The following is a 19104-nucleotide window of genomic DNA, read 5'->3' as shown; positions in this document are numbered from 1 at the left end:
ACGGCCCGGGCGTGCAGGTCACGCCCGGGCCGTGATGCGTCTGGCGACTGGCGGCAGGCCATTCGTCCACACAATGTCGACCGCGCAAGGCTATGCTCTGCCCAGCCCGGCGGCTGCGCCGCTCTCATCGGGCTGACCGCCATGGGCCAGGGGTTTATCCATGTCTTCCGAAATACACGCGTCGCCCGCCAGTTCGCCGAGCCAGCGTCCCATCATCATCGTGGCGGCCGGCACCGTGCTGGCGTTGCTGTACTTCGGGCGCGAGGTGCTGGTGCCCGTCGCGCTGGCGCTTTTCCTGAGCCTGCTGATGGCGCCATGGATCCGGCTGTACCGGCGCATCGGTCTGGGGCATACCGGTTCGGTGATGGTCACCGTGCTGGCGCTGGTGGTCATCGTGAGCGGGTTGACCACGGTGATTGGCTCGCAGATGGTGCACATGGCCCGCAGCCTGCCGCAGTACGAGGCGACCATCCATGCCAAGGTGCAGACGCTGCGCGCGATGACGCTGGGGCGCATGGAGGCGATGCAGGGCGAGGTCGGCAAGGTGATCAGCCAGGCCGAGGTGCACGACACCTATCCGCCGCTGGCAGCGAGCAGTGCGCCGCCATACCTGGTCGCCCCTGCGGCAAATACAAACAACCTAACGACGGAAGCGCATGCGCCGACCACGCCGATGGCGGTGGTCACGCGCATCCTTTCCACCGCGTGGATTCCGCTGCAGACCGCGGGCATCGTGCTGGTGGTGCTGATTTTCGTGTTGCTGGAGCACGAGTCCCTGCGTGACCGTTTCATCCGCCTGGCGGGTGGCACGGACCTGCGCGCCACCACCGCGGCGATCAACGATGCGGGCGAGCGCCTGTCGCGCTTTTTCGTTTCCACCTTCTCGGTCAACGTTGGCGTTGGCGTGGCGATCTGGCTGGGCCTGGTCCTCATCGGGGTTCCCAATGCGCCGCTGTGGGGCGTGCTGACGGCGGCGCTGCGGTTTGTGCCGTATGTGGGGGTGTGGCTGGTGGCGGTGCTGGCGGCGGTGTTCGCGGCGGCGGTGGTGCCGGGCTGGACGCTGTTGCTGATGACGCTGGCCTTGTATGCGGTGGTCGAAGTGGTGGTGTCGCAGGTGGTCGAGCCGCTGCTTTATGGTCACACCACCGGCCTGTCGCCGTTGGCGGTGGTGGTGGCGGCGATCTTCTGGAGCTCGCTATGGGGGCCGGTGGGACTGATCATGTCCACGCCGCTGACGCTGTGCCTGGTGGTGGCGGGCCGGCACGTGAAGGCGCTGGACCTGCTGAGCATCCTGCTCGGCGATGCGCCTGCGTTGACGATGCCCCAGCGGCTTTATCAGCGTGCGCTCTCCGGTGATTCCGAAGAGATCATCGCCGAGGCCCGCACTTTCCTGAAGCGCAAATCCTTTGCGGCTTATTGTGATCTGGTGTTGCTGCCCGCCATGCAGCTTGCCCGCATCGACCTGGCGCGCAGCGCCATTACCCGTGAACAGCAAATGGGTGTTCGCAGCGCCATCGTGGCGGTGATCGAGGCGTTGGGCAGCGAGGGACGCAAATGGTCCCGCTGGCACCGCCGCACCTCGGTGCTCGACGATGCCAGCATTGGACGTCGCCTGCGCCAACATCGCGAGGATGTCAGTGGGCGTTGGCAGGGGCCGCTTGAGGTGGCGCCGGAGTCGGTGGTGCTTTGTATCGGGCTAGGCTCGATGGCTGACGAACTGGCCACGGAAATCCTCACCCGCATCCTGCGCGACCTGCATATCGATGCGCGTCACCTTTCCATCGAGGACCTCGCCGCCTTCGCGGCCGAGCCGCATCCGGAGCTGACGCCCAACGCCGTTTCCATGCTCTACATCGTCAGCGCCGATCCGGCCAGGGAGAAAGCTGGCGACGACCTGGCGCATGACATGCGCAAGCGCTTCCCCGGCGCATGCATCGTGGCCGTATTGCTGCCGGAACTGCTGGCCCCACGCGAAGAACCCGTCGCCATCAAGGCCGACGTCAATGAAGTGGTGGGTTCGTTCGAGGCGGCGGCGCAGCAGGCGATCGCACGGTTTCCCACGGACGCGGCGAAACCGTAGGTGAGCCCTTGACAGGGCCGGTGTTTGCCCGTCACGGCCGGGGTACGCGGGAGCGATGGCCCCTCCGCCGCTGTGGGCGGAGAGGCCAGGATGATCACATCGTTAGCTCTTGAAGAAGGCGAGCATGTCCGCGTTGATGACATCGGCGTGGGTGGTCAGCGCCCCGTGGGGGAACCCGGGGTAGATCTTCAGCGTCGAGTGCTTCAGCAGCTTGGCCGACAGCACGCCAGCGTCCTTATAGGGCACTACCTGGTCATCGTCGCCATGCAGCACGAGTGCCGGTTGCGTGATCTTTTTCAGATCCTCGGTGAAGTCGGTTTCCGAGAATGCCTTGATGCAGTCGTACTGGGGCTTGGCGCCGCCCATCATGCCCTGACGCCACCAGTTGCGGATGATGCCTTCGGATACCTTCGCGCCGGGCCGGTTGAAGCCATAGAACGGGCCGGTGGGGATGTCCAGATAGAACTGCGCCCGATTGGCGGCGAGCTGCGCGCGGAAGTTGTCGAACACTTCCAGCGGCGTGCCGTCCGGGTTGTCCTTGGTCTTGACCATGATCGGCGGAACAGCGCTGATCAGCACGATCTTGGCCGTGCGCTCCATGCCATGGCGGGCCACGTAGCGCGCCACTTCGCCGCCGCCGGTGGAATGGCCGACATGGATCGCATTGCGCAGGTCCAAGGCTTCGGTCAGTGCGGCGAGATCGGCGGCGTAGTGGTCCATGTCGTTGCCATCGGCGGTCTGGGTCGATCGACCGTGGCCACGCCGGTCATGCGCGATCACCCGATAGCCGTGGCTGAGGAAGAACAGCAGCTGGGCATCCCAGTCATCGGCCGACAGCGGCCAGCCATGGCTGAACACGATCGGCTGCCCGGTGCCCCAGTCCTTGTAGAAAATGTCCACGCCGTCTTTGGTGGTGATTTTGCTGCTGCCCATATGCGCGCCTCCGGAGGCCGTGTGTGAACCTGTTGCTGAAGCAGTGGCGCCTGCATGGCTGGCTGCCGATAAAAGCGGCATGGCCACCGCGGCGGCGGCCGCGGCAGCCGTGCCCACTACGACCTTGCGGCGGGACTGGCTAACGTCATCACTCGTTACGATGTTGCTCATGGCCGTGCCTCCTCATGTGGACTTGATCCGGAATGTCGTCTTGCTGTGCTCACTTCCTGCCGGTCGGGCGCGCTGCGCCTGTGCTCGATGGAGATCGCCGTTCGCTCCAGCCAACCCGGCCGCCGGAGGAAGAAAACGAAGGCAGCGCCATTGGCGGGTGTCCTTGTTCACGCCGAACACTTCATGCGGCATGGTCGGCGTTGGTGTCGGGAACGGTGTAAGCCATGCGACCTCGGCCTGACTGTGCAGGCTAGACAGACTTGCGCGAAAACGCTTCCCCTAAATGGGTACTTTTACCGAAATGATGTCTATATCGAATGAAGCGGCCCGCGCCGCCCGGCCGCTGCCCAGGGCTGTTACTGGTTTGCTACAGCTTGCTGTGCTCCACCTGGCGCTCGCGGTGCATCAGGGTCCATTCCGCATGTTCGGTGAGCGCGGCATCACCCAGTGAGCGCAGGATGTCGCGCTGCTCGCTGGGGTCATTGGTGCGGTCGAGCGCGGCGCGCGCGCCGCTGAAGATGCGCTGCATAAAGCGATACTGCCGAATCAGTTCCTTGTCGGCCTTCCGGTAGGCATAGGCCTCCCTGACGGCGGCAATGATGGACAGCACCGCCATGACCAGGACCAGCGTGGTCTTGGTGGCTTCCGCCAGCCTTAGCGCAAAGATGGCCAGGAACACGCTGATGGCGATGCCCACCCATAGGCTGATGGAGCCGATGGTTTCGGTAATGTGGTGCAGGCCGGTGCGTTCGATGGTCTTGCGCTCGAAGTAGTGCAGCTGCCCGCTCTTGCCCGATTCGCCCACCCATTCCGCAATCACCTGGGGCAGCGCATCGGGCGCGGGTCGCGGCGGCGGATGCAGGCCCACGGTACGCATGACGTTGCGGATCCAGCCAAGCTCGATGTTCTGCTTCTGCAGAAAATTGTCATGGGCGAATTCATGCTCGCTGTGGGTCGAGATGCCCGCGCGGCGCCAGTACGACTGTATGCGCAAGCCCTCCGCCAGCGCGCGGTAGTCGAGGTATTTGCGATGCCATTGGCGGCGGCGGGCGAGCAGGGCGACAAAGCCACCGGTCGCAAACAGCACGAGGAACATGTAGATCAGGTTGTTCTGTTCGGACAGGTGCGCATAGAAGGTAAAGGCGATGCCCATCAGCGCCGCCAGGGTGTAGGTCGAGCGCAGGGCCAGCAGCACGCGTTTCTGGAAATGGATGGCCAACCAGTCGGCCGCACGGAACAGGCGATTGACGTCCTCCGCCGTATGAGGCTCATGATGCGCACGCGCCGCCTCCGCTATGTCGTCACTGTATTTGTCGCAATCGGCATTGAACTCGGCCATGTGCTCGAACATCTGCCGGAATTCCGCAGGCATGGCGGGGTCGGGCGAAACGGTGTCGCCGGTGCGCCACATGGTCTGCAAGGCGGACAGGCCGGCGGCAACGCTGGCATCGGCGCCCTCGCGCGAGCAGACGATGTGATAGAGCAGATGCTCGTCGCCCACGCCGAGCACATGCCGCGCCTCGCGATGGCGTTCGATCAGCCCTGGCATGGAGCCGCTGAGGTAGTACCTGACGATCTGCGCCGTGCCGCCGAGCCGGCCCGAATCCTTGCCGTCCCAAATGGCCATCAGGATATGGCAGTGGCTGGCGACAAAGACGCCGGCCTTCGCGTATTGGCGGTCGCGCGCCAGGCCATGGGATGCGATGGTGGTACGCGTCTGTCCTTTCAGCAGCGGCAGCGGGATGAGTTGCGCGCGATCGCATAGCGCCTCGAAGCGGCCGCGCACGGCCGGCTCGGCGAAATCATCGAGGTACAGATCCTTCGGCAGCGGCAACGGCACCACCAGCTGTGCGCCCGCGGCCAGCGCCTCGATGGCAAACAGCTGATCGCCGCCCTCGGCCAGCGACGACAGCGCCACCAGCGGCAGCGAGGGAAATTCGCGTTTCAGTTGGGCAAAGAAGTCCCGCACGCGTTGCCGGATCGGCTCGATCTCGGCGGCGGCAATATTGCGATGGCTGGTGACGCCGACAACCAGAGGAGTCATGGCAGCCTCCGAGCGAACCTGCACGAGGTCACGCATTCCTTTGCCGGGAAATCCCCATACACCGGTCTGAAGATCAAGCGCCGCTGGCCCGGGCGCGCAGGCCCGGACCGGCCAAGCCTATCACGCAAAATGTGGCGCGAGTCATATTTATTGAGCTGTCGCGCCACCCGCGCGGGAGTGCCATGCGTTCACAGCTCAGGCCCCGGCGGCATGCGAAACCGCCGGCCTGGGGGCGACGGCCAGTCCAATGATCCAGCCCAGGTAGAAGCGAACATCGATCACGTATTCGATCCGTGTGTAGACGTACATGCCCTTCGGCGCAAACAGCGAAAGGATGAGTTGCAGCAACCCCGCCGAGACCAGCCATATCAATGCGATGGCGGCCGTCAGCAGGGCGCAGCGGGACAGCACCTGCTGGTCAAGGTGCTTGCGCATATGGACAAAGCCGACCAGGAGAATGCACGTGCAGGGAATGGCGGTGGTGAGGATGTCCTGGATGTCCCACTCAAAGACCACGCCCACCAGCGCGATGGCCAGCAAGGCCAGCAGCAGTGCGAGCAGGCCGATCCACCACCGGCCATAGGCGCAGAACCACGCGATGGTTGTCATGAACGGAATGCACGCCCACTGGAAGACCACCGATATCGCCGAAAAGAGACTGTCGCTGGCGTGTTCGCTGGTCTTGGCGGCCAGCACGTAGCTGGTGATGGCCTCATGCACGAGGACCGCCAGCACGGCAAAAGCGAAAGCCGATAGGGTGGCGTGCGTGGCAGTTTTATGTCGGTGCGAGAGTTGCAGGCTCAGGTTTCGCAGGCGCTCCGTCAACGGCTCCACGAAGAAGGCCACGATGGAACCGACCAGAACCGCCGACCATACGGTGATCCAGCTGAAATGATGGATCACCGTAAGAAAGCCCTGCCAGATGAGTTCCGGCGCGGCGGAGCAAACAGCTACCCAGGTCGAAAAAAAGAAGATGTTGATGACGCTCGCACGCGGCGTGTGAAAGGGGCTGCGCCGATATCGTCGCCATCGGTACAGCCGGTTTCGCGCGATCGAAGGTTCATCGAAGCCTCCATCCCCGGGCGCCTGGCCCGAACGCCACCCGCGCTACTTTAACCCCACTCCCAGCCGGGCGCGTCGCTGCCGCCGCACTTGTGGGCGACGCTCAGTTGGCCAGCGGCTCGGTCAACGTGGGGCGACGCACGCTCAATGCGGTGCCGGCCGCCGCCACCATGATCGCCACGATGGCCAGCCATTGCAGCGCGCTGAGCTGCTCGCCGAGCAACACCACGCCGGCAATCGCCGCGATGGCCGGCTCCACGCTCAACAAGGTGCTGAACGTGCGCGCGGGCAGCCGGGTCAGTGCGACCATCTCCAGCGAATACGGCAGGGCCGAACTGAGCACTGCCACGCCCAGCGCATAGGGCAGCAACGCTGGCGACAGCAGTGCGCCGCCGGCATGCGCGACACCGAACGGGATCGCCAGCAAGGCGCCGATCGAGGTGCCCAGCGTCACGGCATCCGCGCCATAGGCAGCACCTGCCTTCTTCCCCAGCACGATATACAGCGCCCAGCCCACGCCCGCGGCAAGCGCATACAGCACGCCGGCCGGATCGAGTCCATGCATTTGCTCGCGCAGCGGCAGCAACAGAGCCAGTCCGGCCACCACCAGCGCGATCCAGACGAAGTCGAGCAGCCGGCGCGAACCGAGCAGGGCGAGCACCAGCGGCCCGGTGAATTCCAGCGCCACCGCGATGCCCAGGGGGATCGTGCGCAGCGACATATAGAACACCAGGTTCATCGCCCCCATCGCGAGGCCATAGCCCCATAGCACGCGCCAGTCGCGCGGGCTGCCCAGCCGGCGCCATGGTCGCCGCCACATCAGCAGGATCAGCGCGCTGAACCCCAGCCGATAGGCGGTGGCGCCCTGCGCGCCGACCTGCGGAAACAGGTGCTTGGCCAGCGATGCGCCACATTGGTACGAAACCATGCTGATCAACAGCAGGCCGACCGCAAGCGCGACCGGAGCAACGATGGAGCGTGATGACATGGACGCAGCCGGGGCAGGGGAACGATGCATCCATGATGCCTGCGGAAGCCGGCGAAACCTACCCGGCGGACCGCTTCGCGTTCACCTGTGCTGACAACCGCTGGCAGCAGTCGTTGATCCGGTCCGCAACGAGGGCAACGGCCGGCGCCGCTTTCAAAATGTGTAGCGCACCCGTCCGTACCAGTACGCGCCGTTGCTGCCGATCGGCGAGATCACGTCGTACGGAAAATTGCCGCCGTAGTTGATGTCGCTGTCGGAGCGGGTGGGGTACTGGTTGGTGATGTTGTCGCCGCCCAGCGCAAAGCTGAGCCGATCCGTCACGCGATACTCGACCTCGGCATCCAGCTGGAAGCGTGGCACGTAGGTCTGCGTCGGGATGTAACCGTCGCCAAAATCGAACACGCGGGTGGTGGCGCCCTGGCGGGTGACGCGGGCAAGCAGGCCCCAGTGCTTGTTGTCCCACTTGGCCGTAAAGCTGCCGCGCTGGCGCGGTGCGGCATCGGTCAGCGTATTGCGCGCTTCGACGCCGAACAGCACGTTATCCGCGCCGGCCGCGATGAGCGCCGCCGGCGTGGCCTCCACGCTGCGGATCTGCGTGTTGTTGTGGCTATAGGCCAGGGTAAGCAGCAGGTTGCCATCGACGACCAAGGTGCGGTAATTGCCTACCAGTTCGGCGCCGCGCGTGATGGTATTCACCGCATTGGTGAAGAACTGCACGCTCTGCACGCCGGCCACGCCGAAATTCTGCTGGATGTACTGCTCCAGTCCATCGTTGTCGATCGTCTCGGACAAGGTGACGCGGTGATCGATGGCGATCTGATAGGCGTCGAGGGAGAAGTCGAACGCGCTGCCCAGCTGGCCGGTGATGCCCAGGCTGAAGTTGCGCGATTTCTCCGGTTTCAGCGGTTGCGCGCCCAGGTCGCGCGCCAGTGGATCGTTGACCGACAGGATGCGACCCGTGACGAGCTTGCCATCGGCGCCATAGCCGGTGGTGGTGGCCTCATAGCCGATCTGGCTCAGCGATGGCGCGCGAAGGTTGTTGGAAGCGGCGCCGCGCAACGCGAAGCCGGGCGTGAATTCCCAGCGCGCGCTCAGCTTGCCGCTCCAGTTGCCGCCGAAGTCACTGTAGTGCTCGTAGCGTCCGGCGGCGTCGGCAAAGAAGGCGTCGGTGATATCGCTGGACACTTCGGCATATGCCGCCTGTACGCGACGCGAAAGATTGGCCGCGTCCTGCGGCTGCAGGCCGCCGCCGGCCTGCGCCCCGGCGGGTGCATCGATGGGACCCACCGCGTAGGACGCTGGGTCGCCGGCGCCGGTGCTGAAGTTTTCATAGCGATACTCGCCGCCAAGCGCCAGGCTCAGCGGTCGTCCCGCCACTTCGAACTGTCGACTGGCATCCAGGTTGGCCGTGCCCTGGTTGAAGGCATAGCTGCCGATGTGAAAGTAGGTGGGGCTTGCCGCGCCCAGCGAGGCATTGAGCGAATCCCTGAGGTCGTAGTCGAAGGCGTTCCTGCCCCAGTTCAAGCTGCCGTCGTAGCTCCACTCGCCCAGCGTGCCGCGTATGCCACCGGCGGTCTGGGCGTCGCGGTTGTGGCCAATGGATTGCGGAAGATAGCCATCCGGATAGATCGACGGCACGTTCGCATCGCTGTCGGGATAGCGGAAATAGTTGTCGCCGATGGTATGCCGCTGCGTATAAGTGCCGAACCAATACAGGCTGGCATGCTCGTTCAACGGCAGTTCGCTGTTGAGCCAGCCGTTGTAGCTTTCGTTGGGCGGATCGCCGGCCGCATAGTTGCGTTGTCCCCGCAGGGCGAGGTTGGCCGGGGTCGGATCGGCGATGAAATCCGGCACGGTGTCGTCACCCGCGCGATTGGTGCCGGCGTGGTGGCTCGTTTCCACGCCGGCATGGAAGAAGCCGGTGCCGCCCAGCGTGGTGCCGAAGTCGGCGGCCGCATAGCCGCCCTGGCCATCGGTGATCTCGCGGTCGGTCGGGCTGAAGTGCGTATGGTAGGCGCCATAGTCCGCCGTCACCTCGCCGCCCTTGGGCGTATCCTTGAGGATGATGTTGATGACGCCGGCAATCGCATCGGAGCCGTATTGGGCACCCGCGCCATCGCGCAATACCTCGATGCGCTTGATGGCGCTGATGGGGATGGCATTGAAGTCCACGGGCGTCGTGCCGTTGCCGATCTTGGTGTCGGTGTTGACCAGCGCCGAGGTGTGAAAGCGCTTGCCGTTCACCAGCACCAGCACTTCGTCCGGCGACAGGCCGCGCAACTGCGCGGCGCGCACATGGTCCGATCCGCCCGAGTTGGATTGGCGCGGGAAATTGAACGACGGCAGCAGCACGGCAAGCGCGGCGCCCAGCTCGCCATTGACGGCACCGGCGCTGCGCAGGTCCTGCTCGGTGAGTACGTCCACCGGCACCGGCGAGTCCAGCGAGGTGCGGTTGCTTGCCCGGACGCCGGTGACCACGACCTGGTCCAGGGTCGTGGCCTGCTTATCGGCGGGCAGCGACTGTGCCTGGGCCGGTGACGCAGCAAATACGCTGGCGACGGCAACAGCAAGCAGGCGGGCGCGCGGCCATGCATCGTGACGAAGCGACATGTTTGGTTCCTTATGCGTGCAACGATCCGTCGCGCAAGCCGCCATGGCTGCGCCGAACGTGATAGGGGATGAAGACGGACGGAGGGATGAAGCGGCGGCTAGGGGCTCAAGCCCAGGCAACATCGCCGCATGGTGATGCCATGCGGCGCGTGCGGGTTCTCAAGCGTGTGGTGCGTCATGTTCAACTAGCCTGGTCCCCAGGGTACTGCTGGCAGTGGGCGCAGCCCGAGTCGCGGCCGGCAGTTATTTGTTGCATTGCGCAATATATGTTGTCAATACTTTGCGAACGTCGAAAGATGTTTTTTGCTTTATGCGTATAGATGTCCAAATAATCATAAGGAAATAGCCATGGGGCATTTGCGTTTTGCGCCGACCGTGCTGGCGGTAGCGCTTCTTTCGGGTTGTGCGGCCGCCGTCGCGCCGACCTCGGCTACCTTGCAGGGTGATGTGGCGCATCCCGCCCAGGCGCAGGGCTGGGTGGATACGCGGTTGTATTTCGGACTCGGCATTGCCGATGACCCGGCCAACGGCGTCAGCGAGCAGCGTTGGCGCGACTTTCTCGATACCGAGGTGACGCCGCGTTTCCCGGATGGGTTGAGCGTCGTCGATGTATACGGCCAGTGGCAGGGCAAGGGGCAGGCAGCACCGGAGCGGCTGCGTTCGAAAATGCTGGTCGTCGATTACCCGGATACCGCCGCCAATCGCGCCAAGGTGGAGGCGATACGCGCGGCCTGGAAGCAGCGCACCGGCGACCAATCGGTACTGCGCGTTACCCAGCCCGCTGAGGTGTCGTTCTGAGATGAGTGCAGTGCGCCCGCAACGCTGGTTTTCGCCTGGTGATCTCAACGGTTTTCTTGGCCTGCTGGTCGACAACTTGTCGATCATGGCTTTCCTTGCCACGGCATTGGTCGGCATCTTCGGCTTTCCCGCCGATATCGTATTCCTGCGCATGTTCCCGGGAACCACGTTCGGGGTGCTGCTAGGCAACCTCGCCTATACCGCGATGGCGCGTCGGCTGGCCAGACGCGCTGGCCGCGATGATGTCACGGCCATGCCGTTGGGCCTGGATGCACCCACCAGCATAGGCATGGCGTTGCTGGTGCTCGGCCCGGCCTTTGTGCATTTCAAGCAGGGCGGCCTGGGCGAGCATGACGCCGCCATCGCCACCTGGCAGTTGGGCATGGCGTCGCTGGTCATCATGGGCGTGCTCAAGTTTGTGCTGTCGTTCTTTGGTGGCATGGTGCAACGACATGTGCCGCGTGCGGGGCTGCTCGGTTCCATCGCAGGTATCGCGTTGGTGCTGATGGGCTTTTTTCCGCTGATCGAGATACTCAAGGTGCCGCTGGTGGGTTTTGCCGGCCTGGGCGTGGTGCTGTACGCGCTGGTGGCGCGGGCGCGCATGCCGTTGGGGTTGCCCGGAGTGCTGGTGGCATTCGTGGTCGCCGCGCTGTTGTACTACGGACTCGGCCCACTGGGTTGGCTGGGCCATGGCTATCACCCGCCGGTCGCCTGGCAGTGGCGTTTTGCGCTGCCGTGGCCGACCTTGCAATGGCTCAACGGGTTGGCGGCGGCCACGCCGTATCTGCCGTTGATCCTGCCGTTCGGTCTGCTCATGGTGGTGGGCGGTATCAACGTCACCGAAAGCGCACGCGCCGCGGGCGATGACTACCGCACGCGGGACATCCTTCTGGTGGAGGCCTTGGCCACCCTCGTGGCGGGTTTTTGCGGCGGCGTGGCGCAGACCACGCCTTATATCGGCCAGCCGTCCTACAAGGCGATGGGCGCGCGCAGCGGCTACACCTTGCTGACCGGGCTGGTGATTGGTCTTGGTGGCGTGTTCGGTTACCTATCCAATCTGGTCGAGCTGCTGCCGTTGTCGGTGCTGGCGCCGATCCTGGTTTTCGTGGCCATTGGCATCACCGTGCAGGCATTCGAAGCCACGCCGATGCGTTATGCGGCTGCCGTGGTGTTCAGCTTTTTCCCCGCCATTGCACGCATGGTGACGATCAAGCTCAGTGATCCCACCTACGTGGCGAGCGACCGCTTCGCGGCATTGTTCGCCGACCGCAGCCATGGCATGTCCGAACTGGCGGTGATCACCGTCCTCGGCAACGGCTTCATCATTACCTCGATGATCTGGGCCAGCTTCCTGGTGGCGTTGATCGATGGCCGGCCCTGGCGCGCTACCGGGGTATTGCTGCTGGGCGGCGCGCTGAGCGTGTTCGGCATCATCCATTCGGTGCAGCTGAGCGGCGGCGTTTATCTGCCGTGGTCGCTGGATGAGGCGCAGCGCCAGCTGGTCTGGCAGTTCACGGGGGCTTACCTGGTGTTGGCCATCGTGCTGGCGTTGCTTGCCGTGGCCTCGCCGCGTACCGCGGCGGACAACCTTTGAGGGTTTGCGCAGGACATTGATGGGGCGCGTGCGCGGCATCAACTCCTGGCCACTGCCATGGGCGCGCAAGCCATGGCAATGCTGGCCCACCCGCACGTTTCCTGCCGCAGGCGCTGGCCTGGCTTATGGCTGCCGGCCAGGCAGGGTGATTTGTACCTGCGTCACGCCGTCGACCTTGCGGCAGGCATCGGCCATGTCGGTCAGCTTGGCCGAATCGACCTGCAAGGCGAATCGAACGTCGACGCTGTCCAGGCCATCGGGGGCACGGCGCAAGCGCATCTGCCGGATAGGTACATGGAAATCGTCGAGGACATGCTCGATGGCGGCCAGCGTGGCGCCCGAGCCCAGTTCGATCATGATTCCCGTGTGCTGGCCGCGCGGGCGCACGAAGCGATGCTCCAGCGGCTTGAGCAAGGCCAGGATGATCCACAAGATGGCTGTGGTGGTGAACGCCGCCGCAAACAGCCCGGCGCCAGCGGCCAAGCCCACGGCCGCCACGGCCCACAGGCCCGCGGCGGTAGTGAGTCCTCTGACCACCTGCTCTCGCTGTAAAAACAGGATGGTGCCGGCGCCCAGGAAACCGATGCCGCTGATCACCTGCGCGGCGATGCGAGAGGGATCGAGCACCACGTGTTCATAGGTCAGTGCGTGCTGGAATCCATAGGCGGAGACGATGATAGCCAAGCTGACCAGCATATGGGTGCGCATGCCGGCGGCCCATTCCAGCCGGCTCCGGTTCACCCCGATGACGGCGCCGCACAGGGCCGCCGCGAGCAGTCGCAAAACCGTTTCGTAGAAACTGATCACGTCTGACACCCTCATGCTCGGTGGTTCATGTCAGCACGACGGACTATGCAGCCGCCCTATGTGCACAGAATGCATAAGCGGAAACGTTGGCCGTATTCGACCCAGGGCAGGCGACGTGATGAAGGCCATGGTGGACTTTGTCAGTGGCATCCGCGCACCGCCGGCGGCCGCCCACTGAATAAGTAACGGATGCGGTCGTATGATGAATGCCTATCTGAGGGGCTTCCTATGACAGCGCATTCCGAGCCGACCGGCGAAGGCCAGCTCCGCTATCCATCAACGGGTGGCTACTTCGATATCGCCGACTTCTTTGTGGTGCGCAAGGGTGCATCCCGGCTTGTGCCGTGTCGATGCAGGCCTGTCTGTGTCGATCCCTGCGCGGGTGGGTGCGGCTGCCAGGCGTGTGCCTGGCGTTCGGCGGCTGAAGGGCAGCCGCTCAAGAGAGACCGCTTGCAACATTGAGCGGTGGGTCTGTCAAGTACGGTAGTTCGCCAGCCAGCGAGCGCCTTCGACAAGACGCAGGCGTTACGGCGATTCCGGCGTTTCGACACAAAGGCGGACCGCGACGGTAAGTCCTGTGTTGTTCACCGCACAGATACGCAGGCACTGCACGCCCATGCTGAGCAAGCAGCAGTCATGCCTTCGGTACGGTCTAGCCTCCGAGCAGGCGCGTGCTCCGACATTTGCCGCTGCCCTTGACTTGTGGCCTCGCTACAAGTCCGGCTTTGACAAAGGACACACATCATGAAAACGAAACTCGCTCTCGCTCTATGTGCCGCGCTACTGCTATCCAGTACGGCTTTCGCACAGCAAGATGACCACCGCGGCGATAATGAACAGCATCAGGGCAATGCCGTGATGCATGACCGGGGCGCTCATGAAGGTTGGTATAGGAAGGGCGGCACCATCCCCGGCGAATATCGTGACAACCGCTATGTCGTGTCGGACTGGCGATCCGAGCATTTGCGCGAGCCGCCGCGCGGTTATAACTGGGTTCGCAGTGACAATGGCGATTTCTTGCTGGTTGCAATCACTACTGGCGTCATCACGGGAATCGCGCTCAGTCATTAGGCGTCCATGGATCATCTTCAGGATGGCTATCGATCCGTCCTGAGGACTCTCGTCGCGGTGATTCGCTTCTTCCCGTCTATGCGCATCGATTCACGTGGGCCGCGGTATTGGCCTGCGCGCCGATCGGCATGATGTGTGTTGCATCGTACATACAGATGGGACCTGCTGGTCAATCATGCATGTACCCGCTCCCTGCGTTGGCGATATCCGACTCCGTCCTTTGAGAGGCGGGCATGGGTGTGGCCCTTGGGCCTCACCGGCGGTCGTCGCCACGGAGGTGGCGCCGAGTATCGCAAGCGTCATCGGACTTCCATGTTGATACGCGCTTCAGCGACATGGGCGTGGTGACGGCCGCGGCGTAGTCCTGGAGCAATCACGTGACTTCCGGAGAACCATCATGAACAAACTTGCCCATCTCATCCTTGTCGCGCTTGCATCGAGCATCGCTGCCGCAAGCATCCAGGCTGCACCGCAGCGTAGTGACGCCGGCCCGCCGGTCCGAATCTCATCGAACGCATCGGGCAACGCGATCGATCTGTCCAATCCGCAGGCCGATGTCGTAGCCGTCGCCCAAGAGAATGACGGAGCCGGCAGCCAGTTGACCGTACGCTCCGTGCAAGCGCCCGCGACGCCCGATGCCCCTCGTCCATCATTCAACGCCTTGGACACCAACCATGATGGCGTTATCAGCGAGTCCGAAGCGGAAGCGTATTCGCCCCTGGCCAATGACTATCTTCATCTGGCGCACAAGGGAAGCCGTGGCGTAACCCGGGCGGAATACGATCATTGGCATTGAGCGCGTACCTACCCTGAGAAGCCCGTGACGTGGCCGGTGCGCCTTGGCGACGCCGTGTGGTTTGCCGATCGGCAAATTCGAGAGAATATTGATCACGCTCTGTGAGCCTTTGATGTTGCCCTTGAGTACTTGGTGCATACTCTGATCGAGCAGGAGGGCAGCGGCTATCCAGCCGCTGGGGCAACGATACGACTGTAACCAGGTAATTGCTGATGTCACTGGGCACCGAGAGAACGGCCGCCGTCGAGCCTGTGGTCGCGCAGGAAGGCGGCCCAGGGACGCCGATATGGCGTCGCCTAAGCGCCGGATTGATTACCGGTGCCGCCGACGATGATCCCAGTGGTATCGCCACCTACTCGCAGGTGGGGGCGGCCTTCGGCTATGGCATGCTCTGGTGCATCCTGCTGACCATACCGCTGATGATCGCGATACAGGCCATCAGCGCGGGCATCGGCCGGGTGACTGGCCAGGGCTTGATGAATGGGATACGCACGTACTATCCCAAGGCCCTGGTTTACGGATTGGTTGTTTCCATCGTTGTCGCCAACGTCATCAACCTCGCGGCGGATATCGGTGCCATGGGCGCGGCCTTGACGTTGTTGATAGGTGGCCCCGCGCTGGTGTACGCGGCGGTATTTGCGCTGGTATCGCTGCTGCTGCAGATATTCATTCCGTTCTCGCGCTACTCGCCCATCCTCAAGTTCCTCACCCTCAGCCTGTTCGCCTATGTGGCAACGGTGCTGGTGATCCATGTGCCATGGGGGGCTGTTCTCAAGAGCATCGTCATCCCGCCGATCGAAAAGAATGCCACGTATGCCGTTGGCATCGTGGCCTTGCTTGGCACCACCATCAGCCCCTATCTGTTCTGCTGGCAGGCCTCGCAGGAGGTTGAAGAGATGGGGCCGCAGAGCGGACGAATACCGTTGAAACAGATGCCATCGCAGGCGCGTGCCGCGCTGCAGCGCATAGGCATCGACACCAGCGTGGGCATGATCTTTTCGAATGCGGTCGCCTTCTTCATCATCCTCACCGCCGCCGTGGTGCTTCATGCGCACGGCAAGACCGATATCAAGTCCTCCGCCGACGCCGCCGAGGCGTTGCGGCCATTGGCCGGAAGGCTCGCCTTTGGTCTGTTTGCAGCGGGCATCATCGGTACCGGTCTGTTGGCGGTTCCCGTGCTGGCAGGCGCGACGGCGTATGCGGCGTCCGGCGCTTTTGGCCAACGCGCGGGGCTGGAGAACAAACCGGGCAAGGCGAAATTTTTCTATGGCGTGCTGATTGTGTCGAGCGTTGCCGGCATGGCACTGAATCTCACGCCGCTGGACCCCATCAAGGCGCTGTACTGGAGCGCCGTGATCAACGGCGTGGTCGCCGTGCCGTTGATGGTGGTCATGATGTTGATGAGCTCCCGGACCAAGGTGATGGGCGAATTCACGCTACCCTGGTTTCTTCAGCTCTTTGGTTGGCTGGCGACGGCCGCCATGGGGGCGGCGGCGATCATCATGTTCGTTACCTGGGGAAAGTGATCGGCGGGTGAATCCGCGCCGTATCCGAATTTTCATTCGGCGCATCTGCACCGGCTGGCTCGAACACTTCCGGCATGGCGTGGCTCAAACCGGGGATGGCTTCGGCATCAAAGGTAGTTCTTTGGCTCGGGGGAAAGCACTTGGTGGCGTGTCGCCGCATCCCAATAGCCATCCCGGCCATAGTGCCTGTAGATCTCTTGTTCCCGCTTGCGATCAAGCGCCGTCGTTGAATCGTAGGCTGGGGCATCCTTTACCTGCTGTCGCGTCAGGCTGACAAACACCCTGCTCTCGGCCCAGGAGACGCCCGTAATCCATTGCGGAACGATCAGCACCTGATGTCCACCCCGCCAGTTGCGTGTACTTGCGATGAGGTATCGAAGGGACCATGTGTCTTCGTCGACCAGTAGGTCGTGTACGTGATCGATATCCCCATCCGTCGCCGGCCTAGTTATACCCGTGCCCGAAGACAAGATGGACGCCTATCGCAGGTGGGCCGAGAACGGGGCGAAGATCTTCAAGGACCATGGCTGTCTGGAGATTGTCGAGTGTTGGGAGGATTTCGTCCCCGATGGCAAGCAGACCGACTTCCGGCGCGCCGTCGCGGCGAAAGGTGGCGAGAAGATCGTCTTCACCTGGCAAATCTGGCCAGACAAGGCGAGCTTTTACGCGGCCGAAGCGAAGATGCACGAGGATGGGAGTCTGGACACTTCAGACGAACCACCGTTCGATGCCAAGCGGCTCATCCTCGGCTGCTTCGAGCCGATCTTTTCGATGGGAAGAGGGTGATGCCTAGCCTTGGCAAGGGATGCAAGATGTATCCCCTGCGCAAGCGCCTGCCGGAAACGTCCTCGTATCAAGGCGGCCAAGCCTCATGCTTAGGCTGACTTCATCGCTGCCTCGCAAGGCATAAATAGCGCCCTGACATTTTCGAGATGTGCGCAGCGATTGGTCGATAAGCCACATAGCTTGCTCTTCCTGTCCACCGGCTCAATGCCTTCCTGATGCGAGCTTTTTAGTAGATGCGAGGCAGCTGTGGGCTTGCTCAGGCGATGCCTGAACGTACGTGGCGCGACAGTGGCCGAATGGTGAAAGGACAGGCGTAGGGCAGTGAGTTTCTCCGTGGTGTCATTCATGGGCTGGCATCACGGTTGTCTGGTTGCGGAGGCGCGGTCAGCGCGCCTTTGAGCGGGGATGTCGGCCAGGCGAATGCCTTCTGGCCAGGAGGCATGCTTTGCATGGCCCACGCGCTGGGCGCGATAGATGCCCGTGTGACCGGAGAAGAGATACGCGATTGCGCAGGCCATGCCGGCATACACCCCGATCTGCGGCCCAAACAATTCGATCGCCATCACCGTGGATGCCAATGGCGTATTCGCGGCGCCGGCGAATACAGCGACAAACCCCATGCCCGCCAGAACCGGAATCGGCAGGGGCAGGACATAGCTCAAAGCGTTACCCAATGTGGCTCCCATGAAAAACAGGGGTGTGACTTCGCCGCCCTTGAATCCCGAGGCCAGCGTCACGGTGGTGAATGCAAACTTTCCGCCGAAGTCGTATGCCGGCAAGGGATGCTCAAAGGCAGCCTGGATGGTCGGTATGCCCAGCCCCAGGTATTGGCGGCTGTTGAGCAGATAGGCCGCCATGGAAACGATGGCGCCGCCGACGAACAGGCGCAGTGGCGGATACTTGATGCAGCGCTTGAATGCCGCGGCCAAGGCATGGGTCGTGTTGGCGAACAGCATCCCGAGGATGCCGAAGCAGATCCCGGCAAAGGCGGTCGAAAGCAGACCGACTACTTCGAGAGGTGGCACATGAGGGATGACGTAGACCGTGTGGTGAATACCCCAGTGGCGGGTTACTTCGTCGGCCATGATTGCCGACAGGATGCATGGCAGTAGAGCGTCGTAACGCAATCTACCGATGGCCAGCACCTCCAGGCCGAAGATGGCGCCAGCCAACGGCGTGCCGAAGACGGATGCGAAGCCGGCGCTGATACCTGCCATCAGCAGGATGCGACGGTCGTCCTTGCCCAGGCCCAGGCGGTGGGTGACCTGATCCGCCAACGCACCCCCCATCTGGACGGCGGTTCCCTCTCGCCCGGCGGAGCCACCGAACAGGTGAGTAACGACAGTGCCGGCAAAGATGAGAAACGCCATCCGTTTCGGCACGATCGTCTTGGGGTCGTGAATTTCGTCGATGAGCAGGTTATTGCCGCCTTCGACATCCTTGCCGATGCGGTGATAAACCCAACCCATGACAAGCCCTGCGACAGGCAGGAAGGCGAGCATGTAGGCATGGCTGGTCTGTTGCTGCGTGGCCCAATCCAGCGTCCACAGAAAAAGTGCCGAAGCACTACCAGCCAAGCCACCGACCACGGCCGAAAGCATCAGCCAGCGTCCAAGCAGGGGCAGCATGGCTGCCTGCTCGGGTAGAGAAACGCGTTTCATAGCTTTCCAGATTTGAAGTCATCAAACCTGGACCGGGAAAGCGTACGCAAAAAAATGCCTACGGCATCCCTGTCCAGGGGCTCGTAGGCATCATCAGCCGATCTTGTCGGCGGTTCGCGGAGGAATGCCATCTCCGTGGCGCGAAGGTTAGCGTGTGCGCCTGGTGCGGCGCAATGG

General features: G+C 63.2%; 15 protein-coding genes and 1 riboswitch. Of the genes, 7 read left to right on the top strand and 8 right to left on the bottom strand.

The annotated features are described in order from the left end of the window. Positions 1 to 160 precede the first annotated feature (160 nt). Positions 161 to 2080, top strand: coding sequence for an AI-2E family transporter (locus tag MJ606_RS00150; RefSeq protein WP_243047319.1), 1920 nt, complete (start codon positions 161 to 163; stop codon positions 2078 to 2080). A 102-nt stretch (positions 2081 to 2182) separates the two neighbouring features. On the opposite strand, the gene MJ606_RS00145 is transcribed toward MJ606_RS00150, so the two are convergent. The 5 genes from MJ606_RS00145 to MJ606_RS00125 all read right to left on the bottom strand — a co-directional run bounded on the left by MJ606_RS00145 (position 2183) and on the right by MJ606_RS00125 (position 9888). Beyond that, positions 2183 to 3013: an alpha/beta hydrolase gene (locus MJ606_RS00145; RefSeq protein WP_243047317.1), complete on the bottom strand. Its 831-nt coding sequence runs from the start codon at positions 3011 to 3013 to the stop codon at positions 2183 to 2185. A gap of 538 nt (positions 3014 to 3551) precedes the next feature. Continuing rightward, positions 3552 to 5228, bottom strand: coding sequence for a hypothetical protein (locus MJ606_RS00140; protein ID WP_243047315.1), 1677 nt, complete (start codon positions 5226 to 5228; stop codon positions 3552 to 3554). Positions 5229 to 5423: 195 nt separating this feature from the next. After that, positions 5424 to 6131, bottom strand: a complete 708-nt coding sequence (locus MJ606_RS00135; RefSeq protein ID WP_243047314.1) for a hypothetical protein — start codon at positions 6129 to 6131, stop codon at positions 5424 to 5426. 262 nt (positions 6132 to 6393) lie between these two features. Next, positions 6394 to 7278, bottom strand: coding sequence for an EamA family transporter (locus tag MJ606_RS00130; protein WP_243047312.1), 885 nt, complete (start codon positions 7276 to 7278; stop codon positions 6394 to 6396). A 153-nt stretch (positions 7279 to 7431) separates the two neighbouring features. Continuing rightward, entirely contained in the window at positions 7432 to 9888 is a 2457-nt protein-coding gene (locus tag MJ606_RS00125; protein WP_243047311.1) for a TonB-dependent receptor, read from the bottom strand. 348 nt (positions 9889 to 10236) lie between these two features. On the opposite strand from MJ606_RS00125, the gene MJ606_RS00120 reads away from it, so the two are divergent. Next, entirely contained in the window at positions 10237 to 10686 is a 450-nt protein-coding gene (locus MJ606_RS00120) for a DUF3574 domain-containing protein (protein WP_243047310.1), read from the top strand. Between the two features lies 1 nt (position 10687). Then, the gene (locus MJ606_RS00115; protein ID WP_243047309.1) at positions 10688 to 12280 is read left to right on the top strand and encodes a hypothetical protein; all 1593 of its coding nucleotides are present in this window, start codon (positions 10688 to 10690) and stop codon (positions 12278 to 12280) included. 123 nt (positions 12281 to 12403) lie between these two features. On the opposite strand, the gene MJ606_RS00110 is transcribed toward MJ606_RS00115, so the two are convergent. Next, positions 12404 to 13102, bottom strand: a complete 699-nt coding sequence (locus tag MJ606_RS00110; protein WP_243047307.1) for an MgtC/SapB family protein — start codon at positions 13100 to 13102, stop codon at positions 12404 to 12406. A 729-nt stretch (positions 13103 to 13831) separates the two neighbouring features. On the opposite strand from MJ606_RS00110, the gene MJ606_RS00105 reads away from it, so the two are divergent. The 3 genes from MJ606_RS00105 to MJ606_RS00095 all read left to right on the top strand — a co-directional run bounded on the left by MJ606_RS00105 (position 13832) and on the right by MJ606_RS00095 (position 16480). Further along, entirely contained in the window at positions 13832 to 14158 is a 327-nt protein-coding gene (locus tag MJ606_RS00105) for an RcnB family protein (protein ID WP_243047305.1), read from the top strand. Between the two features lie 397 nt (positions 14159 to 14555). Next, entirely contained in the window at positions 14556 to 14954 is a 399-nt protein-coding gene (locus MJ606_RS00100) for a hypothetical protein (protein WP_243047304.1), read from the top strand. A 212-nt stretch (positions 14955 to 15166) separates the two neighbouring features. Beyond that, positions 15167 to 16480, top strand: coding sequence for a divalent metal cation transporter (locus MJ606_RS00095; RefSeq protein WP_243047302.1), 1314 nt, complete (start codon positions 15167 to 15169; stop codon positions 16478 to 16480). Positions 16481 to 16587: 107 nt separating this feature from the next. Here the strand turns inward: MJ606_RS00095 and MJ606_RS00090 are convergent, their stop codons facing one another. Then, positions 16588 to 16812, bottom strand: coding sequence for a hypothetical protein (locus MJ606_RS00090; RefSeq protein ID WP_243047301.1), 225 nt, complete (start codon positions 16810 to 16812; stop codon positions 16588 to 16590). Between the two features lie 91 nt (positions 16813 to 16903). Here MJ606_RS00090 and MJ606_RS00085 point away from each other — a divergent pair, with 91 nt between their 5' ends. After that, on the top strand, positions 16904 to 17266 hold the full coding sequence (locus MJ606_RS00085) for a DUF1428 domain-containing protein (protein ID WP_343214796.1): 363 nt from the start codon (positions 16904 to 16906) through the stop codon (positions 17264 to 17266). A 356-nt stretch (positions 17267 to 17622) separates the two neighbouring features. Here the strand turns inward: MJ606_RS00085 and MJ606_RS00080 are convergent, their stop codons facing one another. Further along, complete coding sequence (locus tag MJ606_RS00080; protein ID WP_243047298.1) at positions 17623 to 18927, bottom strand: voltage-gated chloride channel family protein; 1305 nt, start codon at positions 18925 to 18927, stop codon at positions 17623 to 17625. A 77-nt stretch (positions 18928 to 19004) separates the two neighbouring features. Further along, positions 19005 to 19071, bottom strand: a riboswitch (Fluoride riboswitch). Positions 19072 to 19104 lie beyond the last annotated feature (33 nt).

The sequence above is a fragment of the Dyella sp. RRB7 genome, assembly GCF_022761115.1.
GTDB lineage: Bacteria > Pseudomonadota > Gammaproteobacteria > Xanthomonadales > Rhodanobacteraceae > Dyella.
The sequence above is the reverse complement of the archived record's forward strand: the minus strand, read 5'-3'. Positions and strand labels throughout refer to the sequence as shown.

Excerpts from the sequence above, each read along its gene's own strand:
- MJ606_RS00150 (WP_243047319.1), top strand. The coding sequence starts at position 161 with ATGTCTTCCGAAATACACGCGTCGCCCGCCAGTTCGCCGAGCCAGCGT.
- MJ606_RS00145 (WP_243047317.1), bottom strand. The coding sequence starts at position 3,013 with ATGGGCAGCAGCAAAATCACCACCAAAGACGGCGTGGACATTTTCTAC.
- MJ606_RS00140 (WP_243047315.1), bottom strand. The coding sequence starts at position 5,228 with ATGACTCCTCTGGTTGTCGGCGTCACCAGCCATCGCAATATTGCCGCC.
- MJ606_RS00130 (WP_243047312.1), bottom strand. The coding sequence starts at position 7,278 with ATGTCATCACGCTCCATCGTTGCTCCGGTCGCGCTTGCGGTCGGCCTG.
- MJ606_RS00125 (WP_243047311.1), bottom strand. The coding sequence starts at position 9,888 with ATGTCGCTTCGTCACGATGCATGGCCGCGCGCCCGCCTGCTTGCTGTT.
- MJ606_RS00120 (WP_243047310.1), top strand. The coding sequence starts at position 10,237 with ATGGGGCATTTGCGTTTTGCGCCGACCGTGCTGGCGGTAGCGCTTCTT.
- MJ606_RS00115 (WP_243047309.1), top strand. The coding sequence starts at position 10,688 with ATGAGTGCAGTGCGCCCGCAACGCTGGTTTTCGCCTGGTGATCTCAAC.
- MJ606_RS00110 (WP_243047307.1), bottom strand. The coding sequence starts at position 13,102 with ATGAGGGTGTCAGACGTGATCAGTTTCTACGAAACGGTTTTGCGACTG.
- MJ606_RS00105 (WP_243047305.1), top strand. The coding sequence starts at position 13,832 with ATGAAAACGAAACTCGCTCTCGCTCTATGTGCCGCGCTACTGCTATCC.
- MJ606_RS00100 (WP_243047304.1), top strand. The coding sequence starts at position 14,556 with ATGAACAAACTTGCCCATCTCATCCTTGTCGCGCTTGCATCGAGCATC.
- MJ606_RS00095 (WP_243047302.1), top strand. The coding sequence starts at position 15,167 with ATGTCACTGGGCACCGAGAGAACGGCCGCCGTCGAGCCTGTGGTCGCG.
- MJ606_RS00080 (WP_243047298.1), bottom strand. The coding sequence starts at position 18,927 with ATGAAACGCGTTTCTCTACCCGAGCAGGCAGCCATGCTGCCCCTGCTT.